Consider the following 1,732-nt stretch of genomic DNA (forward strand, 5'->3'; position numbering starts at 1 on the left):
CTGCTCAGCTGAACAAATCAGGTAGTCTGTATAGAGGTCTAATAAATCTTTATTCATGCTACGAATTATAAGACTTTTTCAATCGAGTGCGTAACATCAGTTATTTAAATAGCCTAAGCTAATATTTGAAACGACATATAATTAATCTTTAAAAGTATTATTTAACGCAGTTTGAACCGCTTCGACACGTGCCTTGCAGGCTTTATAGGCAGTCATGGATTCTTCCACGATTTTCATCAAGTTATCGATATCCGGTTCTTGCTGAGATTCGAGCAATTCCGCATTCTTTTTCAAGATGTCGTAGCCTTGTTGGAAGCTTAAAGTATCATGAGTCATGAGGAAGTACCTGTATAAGTTGTGCTGAAAAAATGCCGTCGTGCAATTCGACTTCAACCAGATCATTGGGCTGAATCTGGCGAATCGATGCAACCACATGTTCTTGCTGGCGCACGATGGCATAACCCTTGGATAAAACATGTTTAGGATTTTGTAGCAGCGTTTCCCGCATCAGGGCATCGAGCTGTTGATTGATGAGCTGGGTATGCTGCTGGGCCAGACTGGCAGTATTGGCCTTGATCTGTTGCAGACGTTGCAGTGCATCCATAATCTGGTTATTGGCCACACTTTGAATCAGTTTCAAAAATTGATCATTCTGATTTTGATAAGCTTGAATCTGTTGTTGAGATAAACGCTGAATGCGCTGTAGATAATTCAGCACATCCTGGGTCAGTTCAAAGATATGATTGCGAATCCCTGCAATGACTTTACTCGGAGTATCAAAGGAACGATGCGCAATTTCATCCAGAATGGTACGGTCTTTTTCATGCCCGATGCCAACCCAGACCGGTACCGAACGTTTACAGAGCAGGGCAGCCAGATCATAATCATTCAAATAAGCCAGATCATTGACAGCACCACCACCTCGTATAATTACAATCAGATCCGGTGCGGTATTATAAGTCTGAGCCCATTGTTTGAGCGCTTGTGCCAGACTGTACATAATACTTTGCGGGGCGGTATTTCCCTGAAAAGTCGCACTGTAGTAAATAAACTCACACACCTGCGCACTCTGTAGTGCATCGGCATCTTTTTTGAAATCTCCGAGGCCTGCTGCATTTTCGGGAGCAATCACCAGAATTCGGTTCAGGTCAAAAGGGCTAGGCAAGTTTTTATTACGCTGAATTAGTCCTTCAGTCGTCAACCGCTCAACAATCTGCTGATAACGCCGGGCAATATCTCCTAAGGTATAGCCCGAATCAATCTCGACAATATTTAAAGAAAAACCATACTGGGGATCGAAATTGGCTTTGACTTTAATCAGCACTTTCAGATCACGACTCAGCTCAATTCCGCTTTCACGTTCAAACTGCGTGACAATTTTCTGGGCACTAAATTTCCAGATGGTCGCTCGGCAACTGGCAATCACCTGATCACTGTCGGCTTCTTTTTCTGCCAGCTCCAGATAATAATGGCCTGCTTTAATACTTAGATTACGAATCTCGGCTTTGACCCATACCGGTGTATCGAAAGTGAGTTTGACCACTTCCTGAACCGTAGCAAGATATTCCTTGAGGGAGAGTTGAGGATCGTCTGTCATGCCAATAGAAAGTTTAAAATTCAATCAAATATTAAATCAATCCAACGAAGATCACAAATCTAAAAGTGAAGTCATATTTGATTGATGTAATGACAATGCAATGCTATTGAGGTGCATAATTACTTGGTTCAGACT

2 protein-coding genes are annotated in these 1,732 nt (G+C 42.3%); both read right to left on the reverse strand.

What is annotated here, in order from left to right; all coding sequences use genetic code 11:
• Positions 1 to 141: 141 nt before the first annotated feature.
• Complete coding sequence (gene xseB, locus WAK81_RS12140; RefSeq protein ID WP_422197099.1) at positions 142 to 336, reverse strand: exodeoxyribonuclease VII small subunit; 195 nt, start codon at positions 334 to 336, stop codon at positions 142 to 144.
• Positions 326 to 1,597 carry an exodeoxyribonuclease VII large subunit gene (gene xseA, locus WAK81_RS12145; RefSeq protein WP_422197101.1) on the reverse strand — a complete coding sequence of 424 codons (1,272 nt, stop codon included), beginning with the start codon at positions 1,595 to 1,597 and terminating at the stop codon, positions 326 to 328. Before xseA ends, xseB begins: the two co-directional genes overlap by 11 nt.
• Positions 1,598 to 1,732 lie beyond the last annotated feature (135 nt).

Origin of the sequence: Acinetobacter sp. (assembly GCF_049284435.1) — a bacterium.
Lineage (GTDB): Bacteria > Pseudomonadota > Gammaproteobacteria > Pseudomonadales > Moraxellaceae > Acinetobacter.